We start from the raw sequence: 23112 nt of genomic DNA, 5'->3' as shown, positions 1-23112 counted from the left end.
TAGAAAAAGGGCGAGGGCATCTCGTGTATCTGACCAACAGGGAAAGCGACAGACTTCTGATTTTCGCGGCGGCGCAGATGGCTCGGCGCCGCCTGGCCGACGGCATACCGCTGAATTTACCGGAGGCCAGAGCGGTAATCGCCGATGCAATCCACGAAAAGGCCAGACGAGGGAGTTCGGTCTCGGAATTGATGGCCTTTGGCCGCACTATACTGCAGCCTGAGGAAGTCCAACCCGGCGTCGTGCCGCTGTTGGAAATGCTGATGGTCGAGCCGATGTTTCCGGACGGTCAGAAGCTCGTTTGTGTCCACGACCCCCTCGGCCTGCCGCAGAATACCGAAGAGGAGGACAAACCAGGCGGCTATCGCCTGGCGAAGGAAGGAATAGAGATCAATGTCGGTCGTGCGACGACGCGGGTAGTTGTTCGCAACTTTGGCGACCGCCCCATTCAGATCGGCTCCCATTTCCACTTCTTCGAAGTAAACCCCGAACTGGAGTTTGACCGGGCCGCAGCCTTTGGCTTCCGTCTCGACATTCCGGCGGGAACGACGGTCCGGTTCGAGCCGGGGGACGAGAAGACCGTCGACCTTGTCGCAATCGGCGGCGAGCGGCGCGTCGAAGGGCTTAACAACCTGACCAATGGTGACTTGGACAACCCGGAGGTGAAGCGCAGGGCGGTTGCACGCGCAGCAGCCGAAGGGTTCAGGGGAGCCGACCATGGCTAAGATGCTGTCGCGCCGCCAATATGTCGAGCTGTACGGGCCGACGACGGGAGACCGGGTCCGTCTTGGGGACACGGATCTCTGGGCGGAAGTCGAGCGGGATCTCCTGGTTCCGGGCGACGAACTCGTCTTCGGGGCTGGAAAAACCCTGAGAGTGGGCACCGGCTGTCATGGCCACATCACTGCGGCAGACGGTGCACTCGATCTGGTGATAACGAATGCCACGATCATCGATCCGGTCCTCGGCATCATCAAGGCCGATATAGGGATCAAAGACGGCCTGATCGCCGGCATCGGCAAGGCGGGTGACCCCCGGATAATGGACGGGGTGGACCCGAAACTGATCGTCGGTACCAACACGGACGTTCGCGCGGCGGAGGGGCTGATAGTCACGGCCGGCGGCGTTGACTGCCACGTCCATTTCATAGATCCGGGTCAGTGCGAAGAGGCGCTGGCCAGCGGCATCACCACCCTGTTCGGCGGCGGACTGGGCGCTACCACTGTTCCGATCGCCTCCACCGGCACTGTGAACCTCGGATATATGCTCCAGGCAGCCGAGGCGTTCCCGCTTAATTTCGGCTTCTTCGGAAAGGCGGCCTCAGACAGCCAAAAGCCCCTGATCGAGCAGCTCGAGGCAGGCGCCGCAGGGCTGAAAATTCACGAGGATTGGGGCGCCACAACCGCCGCGATCCATTCAGCACTGGTGGCTGCTGACGAGGCGGACGTGCAAATTCAGTTGCACACCGACACGCTGAACGAGTTTGGGTTCCTCGAGCGCACCTTGAAGGCAATCGACGGCCGTACCATTCACGCCTACCACGTGGAAGGTGCCGGCGGGGGCCATGCCCCCGACATCATTAAGGTGTGCGGCTTCGAGAACGTCCTGCCTTCGTCGACCAACCCGACCAACCCCTACACGGTCAATACATTCGACGAGCATTTCGACATGGCGATGGTTAGCCATCACCTCAATCCGAGATTGCCGGAGGATGTCGCCTTTGCCGAATCTCGGATCCGCCACGAAACCATCGCGGCCGAAGGTGTGCTGCACGATATCGGCGCCATCAGCGCCATAGGGTCGGACTCCCAGGGAATGGGACGGATCGCAGAAACCATCGCCCGTACCTGGCAGACCGCATCCCGCATGAAGGCGCAGCGGGGCGCTCTCCCCGAGGACAGCGGCCGCGGCAACGACAACACCCGCATCAAACGGTTCATCGCCAAATACACCATCAACCCCGCGCGCATGTTCGGTGTGGAGAAATATGTCGGCTCGCTCGAACCGGGCAAGTTGGCCGATCTCGTGTTCTGGAAGCCGGGGCTGTTCGGCGTCAAACCGGAGGCTGTCTTCAAGTCGGGCTTTCCGGTGATGGCGGTCATGGGTGAGGCGAACGCCTCCCTGAATTGCTGCGAGCCGTTGCGTTACCGTCCGCAATGGGGCTGGTTCGGGCGCGCTGCGCAGTCGCTTTCGGTTCGTTTCATGTCTCAGCGAGCTATAGACCGCGATGTGGCCGGAAAGCTGGAGCTGCGCGCACGTTGCCTGCCGGTGTCCGGAACCCGAAAGCTCTCGAAGAGAGACATGCTCTGGAATGACAAGGCCCCGAAAGTAACGGTAGATCCGGAAACCTACAGAGTCGAAGTCGACGGTGAGCACTGCACGTCCCTTCCGGCCGGCAAGGTGCCGCTTGGCGTCCTTTATACGTTGAAATAGGAGAGATTCATGTCCGCAAAGGCCGTTCGCATCGGCATCGGTGGTCCGGTAGGCTGCCGGAAGACCAAGCTATTCGAGCGTCTACTGCCCCTGATGCATAGTGCGGGACTGAAGCTCGCGGCCATCACCAACGACCTTGTGACACTGGAGCATGCCATGCGGCTCAATGCGAGCGGCTCTCGAAGAGACACTGGTCATCCGCGTCGGAACGGCTTCGCGCGGAGGTGCTCGGCCTCGACGGTTGCAAGTTCGCGCTACCGGTTCGAACGCCGACAGAACAGCAAGATCGCCAAGTTGGAAGAGACCCTGCGGTCGCGGCGCGTCGTGAATAATGCGGTCCGGCATCTCGCTGCGGAGCGATCGATCAGGAAGAGCATGCGTATCAGTGCATCCGGCGCTGGTCTCTGGAGGGACGCACGTCGATGACCAAGGTCGCCGATCAGGTTCTGGCCTGCGGGTCGGAGTAGAGCGATCCGAATTTCAATATCGATTCGAAGGAAGCACCATGACGGCATCTAGAAACGCCCGCGACTCTGTTCTTCGAGTCGCTCTCGACTGGGAGGTGGACGCGATCGATCCGCCCGCCTCTTTTGGCGGTTGGAATACGGGGAGGGTTGTTCAGCAGGTATTTGAGAGCCTATACGAAGACGATCTGGAGGATGAGGCAGCCAGTCCGACGCGGCTTATCCCCGCTCTTGCCACTTCGGTCGAGATCTCCGGCGACGGGCTGGAATATCTATTCCGCTTGCGGGAGGGTGTGCGTTTCCACGATGGAAGCCGGTTCGATGCGGAGGCTGTGCGGTTCAACATAGAACGCATGTGGAACCTTGAGGCGCCGCAGTATTCGCCTGTGGCAGCGGACTACAACCGGATCGGTCTCGAAGCGCTGAAATCCGTTGAGGTTTTGGGGCCGCTCACGATCCTGCTTACCCTGAAGGAGCCCTTCCCTGAATTCCTCCGCTACATGACGCAGGAGGACGCCCCGGGCGCTCATGTCTTCATCAGCCCGCAGGCACTGAAACAGCACGGTAATTCGGGAATTGCGGACCTTGCCCCAGGAACCGGTCCGTTTCGGTTCGACAGTCGCTTTTCAACGCCCTTCGGCAGCGGCGTTCGGCTGAGCAGGAACGAGGACTACTGGGGAGGGAGATCTAAGCTCAACGCGATCGAGTTCAGGCCGTATCCGAGACTTGAAGACCGCTATAGGGCCTTGCTCGACGGCGAAGCCGACGTGGCTTACGGCCTCGAGGGGAGCAATCTCGACGAGTTGGTGCGGCGCGGCTTCGTCGTCCTAGAAGGCCAGGTACCCTATATCTGGTACTTCATTTTCAATATGCGCGATCCCGTCCTGAGCGACGTCCGCGTGCGTCACGCCATCGCCCACGCAATCGATCGGGAGAAGCTAAGCAATGACTTCTTCAGCGGACACACCGCCGCCGCTCCCGGCATGCTGCCGCCCGCTTCGCCAGCCTTCGATGCGGACTACAATTTTCCTTATGAATACGATCCGAAGCGTGCCCGGCAGCTACTGACGGAAGCTAGCGTCCCCTCGGGCTGGCGATTGCGCATCATGTCGGCAAAAGCTGGGTCCGGGCATTCCGTTCAGATTTGCGAGTATCTGGCGAAGAGTCTTGCGGAGATTGGGTGTGGTGCAGAGTTTGTGTGGACAGAAGACTGGATTTCTTATTGCAACGAATGGCGATCCGGTTTGCCGGATGGCGCCGGTGTCTCGCAGATGAGCTGGGGTATGTCCTGCGACGTCTGGCTGGAGCAGGTACTTCATTCCAGGAACAGTTCGCCGTTTGGATTCAATGCAGGATATTACTCCAATCTGGTCGCAGATGATTTGCTGGACAAAGCCCGACGAACCCAGAACGATGATCAACGAGGCCAGCTATATCGACAGGCCAATGCAAAGATCATGGAAGATCTGCCGGTACTGCCAATGTTGAATTTGCTACGTGGTAACGTTTGTTATCACCCTCGAGTAAAGGGGTTTCGTAACCCAAGGCAGAATTGGCATTCGTTCAAAAATGTATGGACGGATTCAGACATTTTGATCGAACCAGTTTGATCCCACGAGATGAATGTAACGCGCAGCATTACGTTTATGGAAAAGGTTGCTGCCAATCTTATGGTATTGTGGGAGCTGTGTGATACTCGCTATTTCTGTCAGACACGTGCTGAGGCGCGATTGCTGGCGGAACTGATTTCGGCAAGACCGTCGACCGAGGCATGGTGTCGTGCCGCCAACCGGCTGGGTATGCAACTAGTGAACGGCATCGTCGAATGCGACGGTGAAAAGCTTCTCAACTCGGCGGTAGTCCTCGGATACGATGATTGCGTGCTACCGCAAGAATCCATCTATGGGTTACCGCCAAGTAACCTTGGTTTTGCCGATGCACCGCTCGGCCGGATCGGTGAGCACTGCACGTCGCTTCCGGCCAGCAAGGTGCCGCTTGGCGCCCTTTAACGTTGAAATAGGAGAGTGTCATGTCCGCAAAAGCCGTTCGCATCGGCATCGGTGGTCCGGTGGGCTCCGGGAAGACGAGGCTAATCGAGTGTCTCCTGCCCCTCATCCATGAGGCGGGACTGAAGCCTGCGGTCATCACCAACGATCTTGTGACTCTGGAGGACGCGATGCGGGTCAAGGCAAGCGGCCTCATCGAAGAAACGCTGGTCATCGGCGTTGAAACCGGCGCGTGCCCTCATACCGCGATCCGCGAGGACCCTTCAGTCAACATTCAGGCCGCCGATGCATTGGAACGCGACAACTCGCTCGATTTGATCCTGATCGAGAGCGGCGGAGACAATCTGGCCGCGACATTTTCTTCGGAACTCGTGGACTATTGGATCTTCGTGATCGACTGCGCCGCAGGCGACGACATCCCGCGCAAGCGGGGGCTTGGAATGCTCCAGGCCGATCTCCTTATCGTAAACAAGGTAGACCTCGCTCCGCATGTAGGCGCCGACCTGAATCGCATCCGTCACGACGTTCAGGTCAACCGCCCTCAAAAGGCGACCATCTACACGAATTTGCGTTCGCCGGAAGGTGCATGGGAGGTCTTTGACATCATCAAAAGGGAGGCCCTGTTCGGCTGTGCGGTGCATTGATCGGGCATGACACGCTCGTCCGGCCTACTCGACCTGGAATTTGCAGCCGACTGCCTCGGGAAAACACACCTCATGCGGCGGGCCCAGAGATTTCCCTTGCATTTCACCACACCCCTTTTTCTGGACGAGAGCCAGCCTGGCATGGCTTTCATTTATGTCCAGAATCCCTCGGGCGCGGTGTTTAGCGGCGACCAGCTGGAACTGCGGATTGCTGCGCGGAACGGCGCAAAACTTCATGTCACGAGCACGTCCGCGACCAAGCTGCACCGGATGCTCGACGGATCAGCGTTTCAGAAGGTGCAGCTGGAGGCAAAGCAGGGGTCGTACATTGAGTACCTGCCGGACCAGCTCATACCGCAGGCGCAATCCTCCTACAACCAGGAGACTACGATCAATCTCGATCGCGGATCCATGCTCATTGCGAGCGAAATCATCGCGCCGGGACGTTTGGCCCGTGGCGAGATTTTCGCGTTCAGCCGCCTCAAACTGGAAACGCAGATTAGGCTCGACGGAAGCACGCTTTTCACGGACCGCATAGTCTTGGAACCGACGACGACGCCGATCAATATAAGAGGCGTCCTCGGCTCCTTTCTCTACTCGGGAAACCTGCTGGCGCTCATTCCAGGTGGCAACGCAAAGGGCGTTTACGATGCCGCTTCGTCCCTGGACATGACGGGCGAGGATTTTCGATTGGGCGTAGGCGCCCTGCCCGGAGCGGTAGGGATCATCGTCCGTGTCCTCGCCCGGTCGTCCTCAACAATCACGCGTCTCATGGAAGACGCTTGGTCAAGGATTCGGATGCAGATGATCGGGGCGCCAGCGCCATCTAAGAGGAAATAGGTCCCATGCTTATCTCGAACGGAATAGTTGGCGCCTTGGACGCAGTCCAAGGCTGCGCCGGTACATTAGATTTCATCGATGTGCCTTGGGCGGAGGCCGGCAAGCGGCGGCTTCGGCGGCACACGAAGGGCGGGCTCGATTTCGCGGTATCGATGCAGCACAGCCAGTACCTTTTTCACGGTGCAGTCCTATTTGACAACGAGGATCACACGGTGGTCGTGTGCAGGCCCGAGGAGCTCGCCCTCATCGTTGACCTCAGCCAGACCAGCTCGGTTCCGGATATCGTTCGGCAGGCCGCGCTTATCGGCCACGCATTCGGCAACCAGCACGTACCGGTTGAGGCGGACGGGTGCTCCATCCGCGTGCCGATGCTGTCGAGTGTGGACCTCATGACGAAGACGGTTCGAGATCTCAAGCTCGGCGAACTATCCCTGCGTTTCGACTACGTCCGGCTGGGAGCCTCTCGTCCCCTTTTGATGACGGGGCACGCCCATGAATGAAATGTGGGTAGGAACCGCGATAGACACGAGTTTCCTGACGGCCCTTCAGTTGGCCGACAGTTCGCTGCCGATCGGGCGTTATGTCCACTCCAGCGGATTGGAAGGAATTCTGGAGGAGCTTCCAAAGAACTCGGCTCAAATCGTGGAAGTCGTCAAAGCGGTGCTGCTCCACGGCTCGGGCCGCTGCGACGCCGTTGCAGCCGCTCATGCGCATCGGATGTTTTCGGTGGCCGATCTCGACCAATTGCACGATGTCGACGAGCGTCTTCTGGCCACAAAGCTGTCGGTTCCGGCCCGGAACGCATCGACCTCGTGCGGTCGCCAGCTGGCAAAACTCGCCCTTCAGGTCTGGCCGCACGAAGTGCTCGATCCATTCTGCCGCGAAGTGCAGCTGCGTGAGACCGGCAACCTCGCCGTCGTCGCAGCAGCCGTGTCGGCCTCCAGGGGAATTGGCATTGAGAACACGCTCCTAGCGGAGTTGCGCGGCACGGCAAGCGGCCTCCTTTCGGCAGCCGTGCGGCTCGGCCGGATGGGATCGGCTGAAGCCCAGGTTCATCTCTATCAATGTGTCCCAACCATTGTTGAGGCTGCAGAAAAGGCCCTGCTCCTGGCTCTCGACGACATGAGTTCGACCACGCTCGAACTGGATATTGCGATGCTGCAGCTTCAGCGTAATCCACTGCGCCTGTTTGCAACCTAGCAGGAAGGCACGAGATGTCCGGCATTGGCGAACTGCAGGAGTCCTATCGTTCGGAGGGTACATGGCCGGTGGGTGTCCTGTACTCGAGAAGCGGGATCACAGCGATTGCCGAGACTTCGCAATTGCAGGGAACATTGCTCGCCGTTTCGGAGATAAACGCCGCAGGCGGCGTGCTTGGAAAGCCGATTTCTCCCTTGATCCTGGATCCGGCTTCCGATCCGCAGCGCTATACCCAACTCGCCAGTTCGCTCCTCATGGACCGCGGCGTGACCAACATATTCGGCTGCTCGGCGTCCTACAGCCGAAAGGCTGTGGTTCCGGCAGTCGAGCGCCGCGGAGGCTTGCTTTGGTATTCGATCGGTTACGAGGGATTCGAATATTCGTCCAACGTCATCTACACCGGCCCTGCCCCAAACCAGCTGCACCTGCCGCTCGCCGAATATCTGTTCCCGCGCTACGGACGGAAGCTGATGTGCGTCGGCACGGACTATCTCTTCCCGCGTGAATCCAACAGGATCATGCGCGACCTCCTGTCCGAAATCGGAGGCAGCATCGTCGGCGAATACTATCTGCCGTTCGGCGCTCAGAGGGATGCCTTTGTGGCTGTGGTCAAGGAAGCGCGATCGCTCGGCGCCGATGTCATCTTCTCGACGGTGGTGGGGCCGGGAATAGCGGCACTTTACGATGCCTACGCGGCCGAGAATCTCGATCCGGCCGTTATGCCGATCGCCTCCCTTACGACCAACGAGGCGCATCTTCAGGAAATGTGGTTCGAGCCGCGGCCGGGCCACATTGTCTCGGCGCCCTATTTCGAAACGGTGCAATCGCCGCGAAACAGCAGCTTCGTTGCCAATTATCACCAACGTTTCGGAGCCAAGCGCCCGGCCGATGCCTGTGCGGAGGCTGCATATTTTACCGTGCTGCTCTTTGCGCGAGCCTTGGAACGTGCGGGAACGCTGGATCCGGAACGGCTTCGCACGGAGGTGCTCGGCCTCGAGATCTCGGCTCCCCAGGGCGTGGTCATGGTCGATCCGGACAACAGCCATACCTACCTCTGGCCTAGAATCGGCATGACGGAGGCGGGGCGGCAATTCGGGGTCGTCGCGGAGTTCAAGAGGGCGATGAAACCGGACCCGTACCTTGTGAACTATGTGGGCCTCGGCCGCATCGACCGGGATCACGGATACGAGGAAATCGACAATGTCCGGTGAGGCGTTGATTCGTGAATTGCGGAACCTTCGAGCATGTGTGATCCATCCGCCGGATTCGGTCTGTGATGAACTTGTTCGGCACTTGAAGCGGATCGGATGCCAAGTCGACACCCTGTGGCCGGTACCCGATCGTTGGCCGGCTGATGCCGATGTCGTCTTCTGCACCTTCGGCGGGCACTCTTCCCTCAATGTGAGCGACCTGAAACGGGATCGCGATGGCGCCCTTATAGGCATCGTCGAGTATGAGAGCCCCACGGTCGTCCGCGAACTCCTTGAAGCGGACGTGCAAGCCATCATCGGCAAGCCCATCCACCCCTTTGGGATTTTGTCGACGTTGACGGTTGCAAGTTCGCGATACCGATTTGAACGCCGGCAGAACAGCAAGATCGCGAAGCTGGAAGAAACCCTGCGATCGCGTCGCGTGGTGAATAATGCGGTCCGGCACCTCGCCGCCGAGCGATCGATCAGCGAAGAGCAAGCGTATCAACTCATCCGGCGCTGGTCCCTGGAAGGACACGCATCGATGACCCACATCGCCGACCAAGTTCTGGCTGCGGCCGGGTTGCGGGATCCGATTTCTGATATAAACCCGAAGGAGATATCATGACGGCACCGGAAAGCGCCCCTGACTCTGTTCTTCGCGTCGCCCTTGACTGGGAGGTGGACGCGATCGATCCGCCCGCATCGTTTGGCGGTTGGAATACAGGCAGAGTTGTCCAGCAGATGTTCGAGAGCCTGTACGAGGACGATCTGGAGGATGAAGTAGCCAGTCCGACGCGGCTTATCCCAGCGCTTGCCACTTCAGTCGAGGTTTCCAGCAACGGACTGCAATATTTGTTTCGTCTGCGGGAGCATGTTCGGTTCCACGATGGCACCCGGCTTGATGCGGAGGCCGTGCGGTTCAACATTGACCGCATGTGGAATCCTGAGGCGCCTCAATATTCGCCAGTGGCGGCGGATTACAACCGGATTGGACTTGAAGCATTGAAGTCCGTGGAAGTCTTGGGGCCATTTTCGATCCTACTCACGCTAAAGGAGCCATTTCCGGAGTTCCTCCGCTACATGACACAGGAGGACGCACCGGGTGCGCATGTCTTCATCAGTCCAGAGGCTCTAAAAAAGCTTGGCAACTCAGGCATTGCCGACCATGCGCCGGGCACCGGCCCCTTTCGTTTTGACAATCGCTTTTCAACACCTTTCGGCAGTGGCGTTCGGCTGCGGCGGAATGAGGATTACTGGGGTGGTTTGCCCAAGCTCAAAGGTATTGAGTTCAAGCCGTATCCAAACCTTGAAGATCGGTACAACGCATTGCTCAATGGTGATGCCGATCTGGCCTACGGCCTAGAGGGGAGCGATCTCGACAAATTAGAACGGCGTGGATTTGTCGTCCTCGAAGGCCAGGTACCCTATGTCTGGTATTTCATTTTCAACATGCGCGATCCGGTCCTCAGCGACGTTCGAGTGCGTCACGCCATAGCGCATGCGGTCGACCGGGACAGGCTGAGCCACGACATTTTCCGCGGACACACGGCCGTCGCGTCCGGCATGCTGCCGCCCGCTTCACCGGCCTTCGATGGGGGGTACAATTTTCCCTACCGATACGATCCCGAGCGTGCCCGGCAGCTGTTGGCGGAAGCAGGCGTCCCCCCAGGCTGGCGATTGCGCATCGTGACGGCCAACGCAGGATCCGGCCAGCTCATGCCCGTCCGTATTTGCGAGCATCTGGCGAGGAATCTTGAGGCGATTGGATTCGGTGCAGAGATTGTGCGGACAGAAGACTGGGTTTTCTACTGCAACGAATGGCGATCCGGGTTGCCGGATGGCGCAGGCGTCTCGCAGATGAGCTGGGGCATGTCCTGCGATGTCTGGCTGGAGCAGGTGCTGCATTCCCGGAACACTTCGCCGTTTGGGTTCAATGCAGGATATTACTCCAATTCCGCCGTAGATCGCTTGCTAGACAAAGCTCGGCAAGCCCAGAGTGGCGATCAACGAAGCCAGCTGTATCGAGAGGCCCACGCATTGATCATGGACGATCTGCCGGTCCTGCCAATGCTGACTTTGCGACGTGGCTCTGTCTGCTATCACCCCCGGGTTAAAGGTTTTAGCAATCCAAGGCAGAATTGGCATTCGTTCAAGAATGTATGGACGGATTCAAACCTTTGATCGAATCAGTTTGATCCCACAACAGCGCGAACTCGAACGCCTTTGCGCTCTCCGTGGAGGCGGCCTTCGGGGTGCTGCCGACACCACGCCGAAAGTAAGAGGCAACAGTCATATTACCGGCAACAACCCGAATGCAAGGAGACTGAAGATGGAAAGAACTCCGATTACCGCATTGGCCGCAATGGCCATGCTTGCTGCCAGCTCGATGATTGCCAGCCCCCATGTCGGGGTCGGCGACATCGGCGGAGTCGCACACGGCTTCTGGCATCCGATCGGCGGCGTCGACCACGTGCTCGCCATGGTCATGGTCGGCCTGCTCGCTGCCCAGTTGGGCGGATGCCGCTGTCGCTGGTGCCGGCTGCGTTCGTTTCGGTCATGGCCATCGGCGGCGCCATCGGTTTCGCTGGCATCCCTGTGCCCTTCGTCGAGCTTGGCATCGGCCTGTCGATCGTTGTGCTCGGCGCCGCAGTCGCGCTTGGCTTCAGGATCGTGATTGCCGTAGCCATGGCGCTGGTCGGCATCTTTGCCCTCTTCCACGGCTACGCCCATGGCGCCGAGATGCCAGAAACCGTCGCTGGCCTTGCCTACGGCGCCGGCTTCATCATTGCGACGGCGCTGCTGCATGCCTGCGGCCTGGCGCTTGGCCTGATCGCCGCCAGCAAAGTCGGATCCCGCGGAGAAACCTTAGTCCGTGTAGCAGGGGGCCTTGCCGCGGTTGCGGGTGTCGCAATCGTCACAGGTAGTATCTAGTCGGCGACTTGCCGGGCGCAAAATTTCCGGACTGGATCGGGTGCCCCGGATGAATGACTATGCGAACGGGTGGCACCCATCCAGTTTCGCTGCGTCTGCAGACTGAGTAGCGTTTTGGAAAAGCCATTTTGGTGAGCTAATGTCGAAACGGAACAAAGAAGCCGAGGTCACCGTCGCCGTCGGCCAGATGGAACCGAGCTTCGGTGCGATCGAGACGAATGTGACGCGCAGCATTACGCTAATGGAAAAGGCTGCTGCGAAGGGGGCAAATCTTATGGTATTGCCGGAGCTGTGCAATACCGGCTATGTCTTTCAGACGCGTGCTGAGGCGCGATCGCTGGCGGAACTGATTCCGGCAGGATCGTCGACCGAGGCATGGTGTCGTGCCGCCAATCGGCTGGGTATGCACCTAGTAGCCGGCATCGTCGAACGCGATGGTGAGAAGCTTTACAACTCGGCGGTAATCCTCGGACCCGATGGTGTGATTGGGCGCTACCGCAAGATGCATCTATGGGGGGACGAAGTGTTATACTTCTCGCCAGGTAACCTTGGTTTCCCGGTGTTCGATACACCCCTCGGGCGCATCAGTTGTCACATCTGTTATGACTGTTGGTTCCCTGAATGTTTCAGGCTTTCTGCGTTGCAAGGCGCGGAAATAATTTGCGTACCGACCAACTGGGTGCCGATCCCGGGGCAGGATCCGAAGAGCCAAGCCATGGCCAACATCCTTGTGATGGCAGCTGCGCACAGCAATTCGGTATTCGTTGCAGCCGCAGATCGTATCGGCACCGAACGCGGTCAGCCGTTCATTGGCCAGAGCCTGATCGCCGGCCACAGCGGTTGGCCGGTCGCCGGTCCGGCGAGTCAGGATAAAGAGGAAGTGCTTATCGCCACAGTCAATCTCGCAGACGCCCGGCGCAACGCTTTCAATCAAGTGCTCCGCGATCGTCGTATCGATACCTACGGTGAAATGCTCGGCAGTCGCCACACGCCCGACTGGTATTGAGCGTTTGACACTGCACTAACCGTCGCGCTGGGACTACGGACGTTGGACAACACGAGTTCACGCTGTCGGGCGCCGATCCGGAAGGCATCTTCCCTAAGCCTCACAGGTGTGTTGGCTCGCCCGCCGCTCGTGCGGTAGGTGCTTCCGTAAGAACGCTGAGAGATGAGGAGCCAGCGCGGTCATGTGACGGCTCCTTGGTGCAAAGGCTCCCCGGCCGCCGCGATCTGCACCATCAGGATCTCGCGTTGCCTGCAGATACCAGTAGGTGTCGCTGACGTGTGCGTGGCCGAGGACTGGTCCGGTGAAGCAGCGCCATATAGGTCTATGGTTTAGCATGCGGCTCGGGCTTCGACGGTCGGGAAGCGCAATATAAAGCGCGGGCGTTCCTCGCTTTCCGTATCCATCCGGCCAAGACCGCGAGAGATCAGGAATTTGGTTTGTCTGCCATGACGCGCTTGATCATTCCCGGATCGCATTGGGAATCCGCGAGGAACTGTCGCACACCGCCGTCCCAGGTCCGTACGTCTGCGAGGAACTCCTTCAGGCTTTCGATGCCTCGGTCGGTGAAGGTAGTGATGCCCTCTTCGCTTCCGTCGTGGACATGGATCATCTCGCCGTAGTCGATGTTCTCCGAATTGCCGGTGATTTCCTGGAGGAGTTCGAGGTTCTCGCCTATCAGCGTGGCGACGTATTCGATGGTGTAGACACGGGTTGGGCGTGCCATCAGGCGGCCTCTTGCCGGGCGTCTCCGGCGGGAGACCAGTTCCACGGCAGCAGTTCAGGTACTCTGGATACGGGGAAGCTGGGCATCCTGGCGAGCACGTCCGCCAGCCAGGCCTGCGGGTCGATATTGTTCATCTTTGCCGTAACGATCAGGGAATACATGAAAGCGGCGCGCTCGCCTCCGCGCTGGGAACCGGCGAAGAGCCATGCCTTTCTGCCGAGAGCGATACCGCGCAGAGCGCGTTCGGCGGCGTTGTTCGTAAGACAAAGCCTGCCGTCTTCGAGGAAACGGGTGAAGGCCTCCCAGCGTCCCTCCTTCTCGAACATGTAGTTGATCGCCTTGGCAACGGGATTGTGCCTGGACATTTGCGCGCGCTGGGCCTTGAGCCAGTCGTGCAATTCCTCGACGAGAGGGCGGGCATGCTGCTGTCGGGCAGCAAGCCGCTTCTCGGCAGGCATACCGTTTATCCCACGCTCGATGTCGAACAGGGCGTCGATAAGAGCCACGGCCTGAAACGCGACAGGCGAGATCTCGTGACCGGGTTTGCCTTTGCGCACATTGCCGGCAATGTCTGCCAGTTCGAAGAACTTGCGCCGCGCATGGCTCCAGCACAGGGCGCTGAGCACCGGCGCGGGGCTGCGGCCTGCACGATAGAGGTCGTTGTAGCCACCGTAGGCGTCAGCCTGCAGTGTGCCGCTCCATCCAGCGAGATGCCGGTTGGGATGGGTCTTCTCACGATCGGAAGAGAAGTAGAAAAGTGCCGCGGGAGGAGCGCCGCCCGCGAAGGGGCGGTCATCGCGGACGTAGGTCCAGAGCCGGGCCTGCCTCGTTGCTCCCCGAGCCAGAAGCGGCACGGTGGTGTCATCCCCATGCAACCTCTCGGCGGCGAGAACATGTGCCCGGATCAGATCATGGACCGGCTGCAGGGCGGTGGCGCAAGCGCCGACCTGATCGGCCAGCGTGGAGAGGCTGAGATCGACGCCTTCCCTGGCATAACGCTCGGCCTGGCGGTTCAGGGGCTGATGCTGGCCGAACTTCTCGAAGAGGATCGTCGCCAGCAGGTTCGGTCCCGCCCATCCGCGCGGTGTGGCATGGAAGGGCGCCGGTGGCTGGCTAATCTTCTCGCAATCCCGGCAGGTGAACTTCTCGCGCACCGTCTGGATTACCTTCCACTGGCGAGGGATCATCTCCAGCGTCTCGGTTATGTCTTCGCCCATCTTCAAGATTCGGGGCGAACCGCAGCAGGTGCAGGTCGAGGGAGCCTCGATAACCAGACGCTCGCGCGGTAAGTGTTCCGGAAATGGTTTGCGCACCGGACGACGACGTTCGAAGGCGGAAACATTCGTGTTCTTCGCCGCGGCGCGTTCTGCCGCTATCTCGTCTTCGGTTGCGTCGGCCTCGAGTTCTTCGAGCTGCAACTCCATCTGGTCGATCAGCCGGGCACGGCGTTCCGAACTCTGGCCATACTGCTCGCGTCGCAATTTGGCGATCTCGAGCTTGAGGTGCCTGATCATCGCCTCGGAGCTTGAGACGACGGCGCGGACCTGCGCAAGTTCGGTCTCGGCCAAGACGGCGCGAGCCTCCGATGCCGCAAGCGCTTCGCGTAATCTGGCAATCTCCGAAGCGGCTTCATCCATGGTGGAAAGGTTACCATGATAGCCGCCGAAAACCTAACAAAAACAGATAAATATGGACGATCAACCTGCCTTCGAAGGTCGCTGCGTCCAGCGCGGATTACGCCAGTCGATCCCTTCGAGAAGATAGCCCAATTGCGCTGACGAAACAGGAACGGCAGAGCCGATATGGCTGATTGGCCAGATGAACTTTCCGGCCTCCAGGCGCTTCATATAGAGCGACATGCCAACCCCGTCATGCCACAGGACCTTGATCAGATCGCCCTTGCGTCCCCGGAAACAAAAGAGTTCGCCGCCATGAGGATCGCGCCCGAGCCCTTCCTGCACCTTCAGCGCCAGGCTGTTCATGCCGCAACGCATGTCCGTCACGCCACCCGCGATCCAGACCTTCACCCCGGCCGGAAATGCGATCATGACGCGTCCAGAACCGGCAACAGACGGACCAGGATGTTCGGATCGAGCGAGGCCGGGATCGTCAGGCGGCGGCCATTCGGTAGACCGATCTCGATCCGCACGTCATCATCAGTCCGAGGCTGCGACACCACCTCACGAGGCTCGGCTTCCGGCGGCGAAATCGCCAGCGGCACGAAGCCATGGTAAGCCGCACGGCCAAGAACGCCGCTCCGGTACTCCCGACGCCAGATCGTAAGCAGCGAGCGCGATAACCCGTAGCGCCGAGCCGTCGCCGAACCCTGCCGATAGCCCTGCAAGCTCTCCTCGACGATGCGGATCTTCTCTTCATCCGTCCAGACCCGCCGACGGCCCAGGTCACCGGCAGCCAGAACCTCAATTTGTGAAACGACTGTAGCGCATGACATAAGGCATGCACTTAAAGCCAATCATCAAATCATGGCAGACGGCTTTCGGCGCAGGGGTACCGCTTTCCCGTCTACCGCCGAATTCAACCATTTCATGAACGAATGGGAGCAGGAGACACCGCGCCGACCTGCGATAGCGGGGTGGACAGGACGGAAATGGTGCTCGGTTGCCGATGCGCCTGGGTAGGTTCCGACCTATCCGATAGGACGCCCCTGCACCTGAAAGAGTGGGCTCAGCCCAACGCCCCGGAGCCCGCTAATCTATCTGGACAGGTGTTGTGAGCGGTGGGCGCAAAACCGATCATCCTTCCGAACGCCACAGATAGGGCACCGTGCCCGCGACGATCTTCGGGAGACATTTTATGGCCGGCTTCACCCAGCTCTTCGTTCCGGGACCGACGAATGTTCCGGAGGTCGTCCGGCAGGCGATGAACATGCCGATGGAGGATATGCGCGCGCCGGATTATCCTAGCTTCACACGCGGCCTCTTCACCGACCTGATGAAAGTGTTCCGCAACGAGACTGGCCGCGTCTTCATCTTTCCCTCCTCGGGCACGGGTGCCTGGGAATCGGCGATCACCAACACCTTGAACCCTGGCGACCGGGTGCTCATGTCGCGCTTCGGCCAGTTCTCGCATCTGTGGGTCGACATGGCCGAGCGCTTCGGACTCGACGTTGACGTGGTCGATGTGGAATGGGGAACGGGCGTTCCGGTCGAAATCTACACCGAGCGTCTTGCCAAGGACAAGGAACACCGCATCAAGGCGGTCTTTGTCACCCACAACGAAACCGCGACCGGCGTGACCAGCGATGTCGCCGCAGTGCGGGCGGCACTCAACGCTGCCAAGCATCCGGCTCTGCTGTTCGTCGATGGCGTATCCTCTGTCGGGTCGATCGACTTCCGCCAGGAAGAATGGGGCGTCGATCTCGCTGTCTCCGGCTCGCAGAAGGGCTTCATGCTGCCGCCCGGTCTCGGCTTCCTGTCGGTCAGCCAAAAGGCGCTGGCCGCGGCAGTGGCGGCCAAGCACCACCGCTGCTACTTCTCCTTCGAGGACCAGATCCGCGCCAACGACACCGGCTTTTTCCCCTATACGCCGGCGGTACAGTTGCTGCGCGGTCTGCGTGCGGCCCTCGACCTGATCCAGGAAGAAGGCCTGGAACGCATCTTCGAGCGTCACAACCGGCTTGCTACGGGCGTGCGCAAGGCGGTTGACGCGTGGGGCCTGCATGTCTGCGCTAAGGAACCGAAGTGGCATTCCGACACCGTCAGCGCCATTTTGGTCCCTGAGGGGATCGATAGCGCGGACGTCGTTCGTCGCGCATATCACGGCTACCAGACGTCGCTCGGTGTCGGCCTTAACAAGGTTGCCGGCAAAGTCTTCCGAATCGGCCATCTCGGCTGGGTTAACGAGGTGATGATGTGCGGCGCGATCTCGGCGGCTGAAATGGCTCTGCGCGATTGCGGCGTAAAGGTCCAGCCAGGCTCCGGTGTGGGCGCCGCACTCGAACACTATCGCCTGTCGGCCCAGCCGGCTGTCGCCAAAGCGGCATGAGGAGGAACGCATGAGCCATACACTTCACCACCTGCGAAAACTTCGCCTGCAGCGTAGCGAGCTCGCCGTCCCGGGCTCCAACCCGGAGATGATCCGCAAGGCCGCCGACGGGGACGCCGATTACATCTTCCTCGACATAGAGGATGCTGTCGCACCTCCAGACAAGGAACGGGCGCGCAAGAACATCATACAGGCGCTCAACGAGATCGACTGGCGTGCCAAGGGCAAGACCATTTCGGTCCGCATCAACGGCCTCGACACCCACTACATGTACCGCGATGTGGTTGATGTGATGGAACAGGCAGGCGACCGCCTCGACACTATCCTCGTTCCAAAAGTTGGCGTTCCGGCCGATCTCTACATGGTCGACGCCATGGTCACGCAGATCGAGACGGCCAAGGGCTTCAAGACCCGCGTCGGCCTCGAGGCCCTGATCGAAACGGCGCTTGGAATGGCCAATGTCGAAGCCATCGCCGCCTATGGTGGGCGGCTTGAGGCTATGCATTTCGGTGTGGCCGACTACGCCGCAAGCTGCAAGGCGCGCACTGTCAGCATCGGCGGTCTCAACCCCGATTATCCTGGCGACCAATGGCACGCTGCGCTGTCGCGGATGACAGTCGCCTGCCGCGCCTATGGGCTGCGTCCCATTGACGGGCCATTCGGCGACTTCTCCGACCCGGAGGCCTACATCGCCGCCGCCAGGCGTGCAGCGGCCCTGGGCATTGAAGGCAAGTGGGCGATCCACCCCTCGCAGATCGAACTGGCGAACGCCGTTTTCTCACCGCCGGAAAAGGAAGTTACCCGCGCCCGTCGAATTATCGAAGTCCTCAAGGAAGCTGAAGAGCAGGGCAAGGGTGCCGCCGCCCTCGACGGCAAGATGATCGACGCCGCATCCGAACGTATGGCGCGCAATGTGCTGGTCATGCACGAGGCGATCGAGCATTCGACACGGTCGCGCACAAGCCTGCCAAACTGAGGAGGAGTTCAAGATGGATATTCATGAATATCAGGCCAAAGACCTGCTCTCGCGCTATTCGGTGCAAATTCCTCGCGGCGGCCTTGCGTATAGCCCCGAGCAGGCGACTTACCGCGCCAGCGAGATTGGTGGCGGCAAGTGGGTGGTCAAGGCGCAGATCCACTCCGGCGCGCGCGGCAAGGCCGGTGGCATCCGTATCTGCACTACAGACAACGAAGTGTCCGAAGCGGCCGAAGCCATGCTCGGCCGCAAGCTGGTCACCAACCAGACCGGCCCAAAAGGCAAGCTTGTCTCGCGCCTTTACATCGAGGAGACCGTCGACATCCGCCAGGAAATCTATCTCGGGATCGTGCTTGATCGTAAGTCAGAGCGCGTGATGATCGTGGCATCGGCCTCGGGCGGGATGGAGATCGAGGAAATCGCAGAAAAGCAGCCCGATTCAATCATCCGCGCCATCGTAGATCCGGGCGCCGGAATGCAGCAGTTTCAGGCTCGCGAGATCGCCTTCGGCCTGGGGCTTGAAAACAGCCTGATCGGCAAGGCGGTAGACGCGCTGCTCGGCTGCTATCGCGTTTTCCGCGATTTCGACGCTTCGATGCTGGAGATCAATCCCCTGGTGGTGACCCGCGACGGTAACCTGATCGCGCTCGATGCCAAGATGTCGTTCGACGAGAACGCCCTGTTCCGCCGAGCCGAGATCTCGGAACTGCGCGATAAGTCCCAGGAAGATCCGCGCGAAACCTTCGCCAGCGACCGCGGCCTGTCGTATGTCGGTCTCGACGGCAATATCGGCTGCATCATCAACGGTGCTGGCCTCGCAATGGCGACGATGGACATGATCAAGATCGCTGGCGGCGAGCCAGCGAACTTCCTGGACATCGGCGGCGGCGCCTCGCCGGAGCGTGTGGCCAAAGCGTTCCGTGCCGTTCTGGCCGACAAGAACATCGCCACAATCCTGGTCAACATCTTCGCCGGCATCAACCGCTGCGACTGGGTGGCCGAGGGTGTCATCAAAGCGATCCGTGAGGTTGGCGTCAACGTGCCGCTGGTGGTGCGGCTTGCCGGAACCAATGTCGAGGAGGGACGGCGCATCCTGGCCGAGTCGGGCGAAAAGGTGGTTGTGGCCGATACGCTCGCCGAGGCAGCCGACAAAGCGGTCGAGGCGATGCGCGCCTTCTCCAAATCGAAAAAACACTAAGGGGAGGTCGAAATGGCAGTTCTTTTGAATCGCCGGACGCGGGTTATAGTCCAGGGTCTGACCGGCAAGATCGGCAGCTTCCACGCCGACGACATGAAGCGCTACGGCACCAACGTGGTCGGTGGCGTTACCCCCGGCAAGGGCGGGCTGATGCACCAGGGCATCCCCGTGTTCAACACCGTCAAGGGCGCGGTGCGCGAGACAGGGGCCGAAGCCTCGATCGTGTTCGTGCCGCCACCCTTTGCGGCCGACTCGATTATGGAAGCAGCCGATGCCGGCCTGAAGCTCTGTGTATGCATTACCGACGGCATCCCCTCCCAGGACATGATGCGGGTGAAGCGCTATATGCGCCGTTTCCGCTACGAGGACCGTATGCGGCTGGTCGGCCCGAACTGCGCCGGCGTCATCACGCCCGGTCAGGCGTTGATGGGCATCATGCCCGGTAACATCTATCTGCCGGGCCGTGTCGGCATCGTCGGCCGCTCCGGTACTCTGGGGTACGAGGCCGCCTCGCAGATGAAGGCGCTCGGGATCGGTGTCTCGACCAGCGTCGGCATCGGCGGCGACCCGATCAACGGCTCCTCCTTCAAGGACATCCTAAAGCTGTTCGAGGAAGATCCGGATACTGACGCCGTGGTGATGATCGGCGAAATCGGCGGCCCGCAGGAAGCCGAAGCCGCGGAATGGGCCAGGCACCACATGCGCAAGCCGCTGATTGCCTACATCGCCGGTCTTTCGGCGCCAAAGGGCAAGCGCATGGGTCATGCTGGGGCCATCATCTCGGCATTCGGCGAGTCCGCACAGGAGAAGGTCGAGATCCTCCGTGACGCCGGCGTGACAATCGTACCGACGCCGGCGGCATTTGGTCCGACCATCGCGGGCGTGCTGGAGCAGCAAAAAAAGGCCGCTTGACGCGGCCTTCGGGACGGCGCCGGCCGCCCCTTCATGTCGACCAGGAAATGAAAATGAAACCACGCGTTATCGTTACGCGGCGCTGGCCTGCGGCAGTCGAACACATCCTGGCGGAGCGGTTCGATACGACTTTCAATCAGAGCGACGCGCCACTGAGCCCGATCCAGCTCAAGGCGGCGTTCCTGAATTTTGATGCGATCCTGCCAACCGTCAGTGACAAGCTGCCGGCATCGGTGTTCCCGGACACCGATAGCCGCACGAAGCTGCTCGCCAATTTTGGCGTCGGCTTCAGCCACATCGATATCGGCGCTGCGCGCGAACGCGACATCGTGGTGACCAACACGCCGGGCGTGCTGACCGACTGCACTGCCGACATCGCCATGAACCTGCTGCTTTCGGTCGCCCGGCGGGCGGGCGAGGCAGAGCGTCAGCTGCGCGCCGGCGATTGGGCCGGCTGGTGCCCGACCCACATGATCGGCACAAAAGTGTCTGGGAAGACGCTCGGGATCATCGGCATGGGTCGCATCGGCAAGGCAACTGCGAAGCGGGCCCATTTCGGTTTCGATATGGACGTACTCTTCTACAACCGTTCCAACGTTGACGACGAGGAAATCCGTGCTATGGGCGCACGCCAGCTGTCCACAATCGAGGACGTGCTGGCCGAGGCCGATTTCGTCTCGCTCCATTGCCCGGGCGGCGGCGAGAACCGGCACCTGATCAACGCCTCTCGCCTAGCAGCGATGAAACATAGGGCATTCCTCATCAATACCGCTCGCGGCGACGTGGTTGACGAAGGCGCTTTGATCGATGCGCTCGAAGGCGGCAAGATCGCCGGCGCGGGCCTCGATGTCTTCGAGGGTGAGCCCTACATTCCCGACGCCCTGAAGCGCATGGAGAATGTGGTGCTTTTGCCGCATCTTGGCAGCGCTACCGAGGAAACCCGCGTAGCCATGGGCATGCGGGCGGTCGAGAACCTTGTCGCTTTCTTCGAGGGGAACCCCGTACCGGACCGGGTGGTGTGATGGCCTTTGGCTGGTCGGCTTCGGCTTTGATCAAGCTTCGCGCGCAGGCAATTGAACTGTTTCGTGAGGGCATTGCCGCATCCGATCCCGGGTGCGCAGTTGCTTCGGCCTTAAATGCGCGGAGGGAGATCATAGCTGCGGCCAGACGGGTCACCCTGATCGCCTTCGGCAAGGCCGCGTGCCCAATGGCGCGAGCGGCCCTGCCTTTCGTTGGTGACAAGATCCACACGGTCTGTGTGGTCACCAATCGAGAGAACCTTGCCGAGATCGATGGCGTCCAAGTCATCGCCGGCGGCCATCCGCTGCCCGACGAGGGAAGCTGCCGAGGCGCTGATGCAATTGAAAGCGCCGCGCGTTCGACAAGGCCCGGCGACCTGCTGCTTGTTCTGATCAGCGGCGGCGGTTCGGCACTTGTCTGCGCGCCGGCGCCTGGGATCGCGCTCGCCGACAAGATCGCACTTAATGAAGCACTGATCCGCAGCGGCGCCGACATTACCGCGGTCAACGCCATCAGGCAGAGATTTTCAAGGTTGAAGGGCGGGCGCCTCGCCCAGCTTGCTTCGGACGCAAAAATGCTGTCGCTGATTCTCTCGGACGCGCCCGGCGACGATGTCGCCACCATCGCCAGCGGCCCGACCGCAAAACCCTTGACCACGGCGGCGGACGCCACCGCGATCCTCAAACGCCACGACCTGTTTGAGAAATTGCCCCCGACCCTGCGCGCGTACCTCGATGGTTCAGCCGCCCGGATGGACCTCGAAGCGGCGAGCTTCGACCATGTCGAAAATGTTGTTGTCGGCAGCAACGCGATCAGCCTGCAACGGGTGATGAGAAGTGCCGGCTCGGATTACCCCGTGGTCGTGAAGGCCGACGACTGGCTGAGCGGCGACGTGTCGGAAGCAGCAGAAACGCTCCACCGTCTGGCTGTATCCGCAGCGAGACAGGATGGCCCGCTCGCTATCGTCTCCGGAGGAGAACCGACCGTCAAGGTGTGTGGGAATGGCAAGGGCGGGCGCAACCAGGAACTGGCGCTTCGATTCGCATTGCTCAACGAGCGCACCTCGATCAGGCGACCATGGGTTTTTCTAAGCGGTGGTACCGACGGTCGAGACGGCCCGACAGATGCGGCGGGCGGCCTTGTCGATGCTGGATCGACAGAATGGATGCGCAGGCTGGGCGGGAGCCCAGAAGCTCGTCTGAACAACAATGATTCCTACCACGCGCTGGCGTCCTCCGGTGACTTGTTGATCACAGGCCCAACCGGCACCAATGTCGCCGACCTCCAAATTTTGCTGATGCGATGACGGTTGCTGGGTGCTCCGGTTTAGACGCCTTGTCCCGTGGATCCCGCCTGTTGCATCGCCCGCTTCGAAGGCGAGAAGGCAAGAACAAGCGGCTGGTACGATATGAATGTGGAGTAGATCAAATGACATGCTCGCAACGTTTCCCGACGCTTGCCGATCGCCATCGCGTTCTAAGTTCCAAACCTGAAGTCTGGAGCCCCATGGGTACTGCGTTGGCCTATGACAAGTGTGCGGACGAGGAATATGCCGCTACC

At 60.5% G+C, this 23112-nt stretch carries 22 protein-coding genes and 2 pseudogenes; 20 read left to right on the top strand and 4 right to left on the bottom strand.

Going from position 1 to position 23112, the window contains the following annotated elements; genetic code table 11:
* Nucleotides 1-23: 23 nt before the first annotated feature.
* The 14 genes and pseudogenes from B9Z03_RS02100 (at nt 24) to B9Z03_RS02040 (ending at nt 12717) form a co-directional block, all read left to right on the top strand.
* Nucleotides 24-725 carry an urease subunit beta gene (locus B9Z03_RS02100; protein ID WP_085462662.1) on the top strand — a complete coding sequence of 234 codons (702 nt, stop codon included), beginning with the start codon at nt 24-26 and terminating at the stop codon, nt 723-725.
* Complete coding sequence (gene ureC, locus B9Z03_RS02095) at nt 718-2433, top strand: urease subunit alpha (protein WP_085462661.1); 1716 nt, start codon at nt 718-720, stop codon at nt 2431-2433. The genes B9Z03_RS02100 and ureC overlap by 8 nt, the downstream gene beginning before the upstream one ends.
* Before the next feature lie 9 nt (nt 2434-2442).
* A pseudogene (locus B9Z03_RS30140) lies at nt 2443-2610 on the top strand (GTP-binding protein); the annotation flags it as partial.
* A gap of 328 nt (nt 2611-2938) precedes the next feature.
* Entirely contained in the window at nt 2939-4507 is a 1569-nt protein-coding gene (locus B9Z03_RS02085) for an ABC transporter substrate-binding protein (RefSeq protein WP_085462659.1), read from the top strand.
* A gap of 9 nt (nt 4508-4516) precedes the next feature.
* Nucleotides 4517-4906 (top strand): nitrilase-related carbon-nitrogen hydrolase, encoded by a 390-nt coding sequence (locus tag B9Z03_RS29245; RefSeq protein ID WP_139832128.1) that lies wholly within the window; start codon nt 4517-4519, stop codon nt 4904-4906.
* 20 nt (nt 4907-4926) lie between these two features.
* Nucleotides 4927-5547 carry an urease accessory protein UreG gene (gene ureG, locus B9Z03_RS02080; protein ID WP_085462658.1) on the top strand — a complete coding sequence of 207 codons (621 nt, stop codon included), beginning with the start codon at nt 4927-4929 and terminating at the stop codon, nt 5545-5547.
* 96 nt (nt 5548-5643) lie between these two features.
* The gene (locus B9Z03_RS02075; protein WP_176247400.1) at nt 5644-6387 is read left to right on the top strand and encodes an urease accessory protein UreD; all 744 of its coding nucleotides are present in this window, start codon (nt 5644-5646) and stop codon (nt 6385-6387) included.
* 5 nt (nt 6388-6392) lie between these two features.
* The gene (locus B9Z03_RS02070; protein WP_085462656.1) at nt 6393-6887 is read left to right on the top strand and encodes an urease accessory protein UreE; all 495 of its coding nucleotides are present in this window, start codon (nt 6393-6395) and stop codon (nt 6885-6887) included.
* The gene (locus tag B9Z03_RS02065; protein WP_085462655.1) at nt 6880-7587 is read left to right on the top strand and encodes an urease accessory protein UreF; all 708 of its coding nucleotides are present in this window, start codon (nt 6880-6882) and stop codon (nt 7585-7587) included. The genes B9Z03_RS02070 and B9Z03_RS02065 overlap by 8 nt, the downstream gene beginning before the upstream one ends.
* 14 nt (nt 7588-7601) lie before the next feature.
* The gene (locus B9Z03_RS02060) at nt 7602-8798 is read left to right on the top strand and encodes a transporter substrate-binding domain-containing protein (protein ID WP_085462654.1); all 1197 of its coding nucleotides are present in this window, start codon (nt 7602-7604) and stop codon (nt 8796-8798) included.
* Nucleotides 8788-9405 carry an ANTAR domain-containing response regulator gene (locus B9Z03_RS02055; protein ID WP_176247399.1) on the top strand — a complete coding sequence of 206 codons (618 nt, stop codon included), beginning with the start codon at nt 8788-8790 and terminating at the stop codon, nt 9403-9405. Before B9Z03_RS02060 ends, B9Z03_RS02055 begins: the two co-directional genes overlap by 11 nt.
* Nucleotides 9402-10961 (top strand): ABC transporter substrate-binding protein, encoded by a 1560-nt coding sequence (locus B9Z03_RS02050; protein WP_085462652.1) that lies wholly within the window; start codon nt 9402-9404, stop codon nt 10959-10961. The genes B9Z03_RS02055 and B9Z03_RS02050 overlap by 4 nt, the downstream gene beginning before the upstream one ends.
* Nucleotides 10936-11711, top strand: a pseudogene (locus B9Z03_RS02045) (HupE/UreJ family protein). The gene B9Z03_RS02050 and the pseudogene B9Z03_RS02045 overlap by 26 nt, the downstream one beginning before the upstream one ends.
* A gap of 139 nt (nt 11712-11850) precedes the next feature.
* Nucleotides 11851-12717, top strand: a complete 867-nt coding sequence (locus B9Z03_RS02040; RefSeq protein WP_085462651.1) for a nitrilase family protein — start codon at nt 11851-11853, stop codon at nt 12715-12717.
* Nucleotides 12718-13141: 424 nt separating this feature from the next.
* Here B9Z03_RS02040 and B9Z03_RS02035 read toward each other — a convergent pair whose 3' ends face one another.
* The 4 genes from B9Z03_RS02035 to tnpA are packed head-to-tail and all read right to left on the bottom strand — an operon-like array spanning nt 13142 to nt 15914.
* Nucleotides 13142-13441 carry a hypothetical protein gene (locus B9Z03_RS02035; RefSeq protein WP_056242805.1) on the bottom strand — a complete coding sequence of 100 codons (300 nt, stop codon included), beginning with the start codon at nt 13439-13441 and terminating at the stop codon, nt 13142-13144.
* Nucleotides 13441-15078 (bottom strand): IS66 family transposase, encoded by a 1638-nt coding sequence (gene tnpC, locus B9Z03_RS02030; protein WP_085462498.1) that lies wholly within the window; start codon nt 15076-15078, stop codon nt 13441-13443. Before tnpC ends, B9Z03_RS02035 begins: the two co-directional genes overlap by 1 nt.
* A gap of 60 nt (nt 15079-15138) precedes the next feature.
* Nucleotides 15139-15489 carry an IS66 family insertion sequence element accessory protein TnpB gene (tnpB, locus tag B9Z03_RS02025; protein WP_085462499.1) on the bottom strand — a complete coding sequence of 117 codons (351 nt, stop codon included), beginning with the start codon at nt 15487-15489 and terminating at the stop codon, nt 15139-15141.
* A complete protein-coding gene (gene tnpA / locus B9Z03_RS30560) occupies nt 15486-15914 on the bottom strand; it encodes an IS66-like element accessory protein TnpA (protein ID WP_432416975.1) in 429 nt (142 codons plus the stop codon). The genes tnpB and tnpA overlap by 4 nt, the downstream gene beginning before the upstream one ends.
* Before the next feature lie 341 nt (nt 15915-16255).
* On the opposite strand from tnpA, the gene B9Z03_RS02015 reads away from it, so the two are divergent.
* Genes B9Z03_RS02015 through B9Z03_RS01990 form a run of 6 tightly spaced genes read left to right on the top strand, consistent with a single transcriptional unit; the run spans nt 16256 to nt 22858 of the window.
* Nucleotides 16256-17446, top strand: a complete 1191-nt coding sequence (locus B9Z03_RS02015; protein WP_085462650.1) for an aminotransferase class V-fold PLP-dependent enzyme — start codon at nt 16256-16258, stop codon at nt 17444-17446.
* Nucleotides 17447-17456: 10 nt separating this feature from the next.
* Complete coding sequence (locus B9Z03_RS02010) at nt 17457-18422, top strand: HpcH/HpaI aldolase/citrate lyase family protein (protein ID WP_085462649.1); 966 nt, start codon at nt 17457-17459, stop codon at nt 18420-18422.
* Between the two features lie 13 nt (nt 18423-18435).
* A complete protein-coding gene (locus tag B9Z03_RS02005; RefSeq protein WP_085462648.1) occupies nt 18436-19620 on the top strand; it encodes a malate--CoA ligase subunit beta in 1185 nt (394 codons plus the stop codon).
* Between the two features lie 12 nt (nt 19621-19632).
* Complete coding sequence (sucD, locus tag B9Z03_RS02000; protein ID WP_085462647.1) at nt 19633-20532, top strand: succinate--CoA ligase subunit alpha; 900 nt, start codon at nt 19633-19635, stop codon at nt 20530-20532.
* 47 nt (nt 20533-20579) lie between these two features.
* A complete protein-coding gene (locus tag B9Z03_RS01995; protein ID WP_085462646.1) occupies nt 20580-21554 on the top strand; it encodes a 2-hydroxyacid dehydrogenase in 975 nt (324 codons plus the stop codon).
* Nucleotides 21554-22858 carry a glycerate kinase type-2 family protein gene (locus B9Z03_RS01990; RefSeq protein ID WP_085462645.1) on the top strand — a complete coding sequence of 435 codons (1305 nt, stop codon included), beginning with the start codon at nt 21554-21556 and terminating at the stop codon, nt 22856-22858. The genes B9Z03_RS01995 and B9Z03_RS01990 overlap by 1 nt, the downstream gene beginning before the upstream one ends.
* Nucleotides 22859-23112: the final 254 nt, after the last annotated feature.

Source organism: Mesorhizobium australicum (assembly GCF_900177325.1).
GTDB classification, from domain to species: Bacteria; Pseudomonadota; Alphaproteobacteria; order Rhizobiales; family Rhizobiaceae; genus Mesorhizobium_A; species Mesorhizobium_A australicum_A.
This window is presented reverse-complemented; position numbering and strand designations above follow the sequence as displayed.